This window comes from Phenylobacterium soli, assembly GCF_003254475.1.
Classification (GTDB): Bacteria; Pseudomonadota; Alphaproteobacteria; order Caulobacterales; family Caulobacteraceae; genus Phenylobacterium; species Phenylobacterium soli.
The window spans coordinates 1-458 of sequence record NZ_QFYQ01000011.1; the positions used below are offsets into that span (position 1 = coordinate 1).

Here is a 458-nt window from a genome sequence, read left to right on the forward strand (position 1 = left end):
TGGATGTCCACCTGGAAGAGTTCGCTAGTCCGGCTTTGCAGGTAGAGCGCCAGGGTTTCTCTGCCTTGGCCCCAGAGCCAGTGGGCGACCCGATGGGTCTGGAGAGACAGGAAGCCTTTGAAGAACAGGAACGGCTGGATGTAGCCCTTGCAGGCCGGATCGCGCTCGAAGACCGCCCGAAGATCCGCCTCGGCCATGTCCACCAAAGCCGGATCGGCGGCATAGGCGTCCTGCGCCACCTCGCGAAGGGTCATGGCCCGCAGCTCCTGGTCCCCCAGCTTGCGCGCCAGCTGGTACGACAAGGCGTCGCCCAGGCTCTTATGATTCAGGATCGTCGTAGCCAGCAGAGAGGCGAGCGCGGTCTCGTCACGCGCCGCAGCCTCCGCTTCGTTGCGCAGGGCCGCCCAAACCGGCGGCGCGGCGGCGGGATCGATCACTTCCAGACGTTGGCTCATGGC

Annotated in this window: 1 protein-coding gene; it reads right to left on the reverse strand. The window is 65.7% G+C overall.

Annotated elements, in window-relative coordinates:
• Positions 1-455: serine O-acetyltransferase (locus tag DJ017_RS19915; protein ID WP_452419348.1), on the reverse strand; the 455-nt coding region annotated here is incomplete at its 3' end.
• Positions 456-458: the final 3 nt, after the last annotated feature.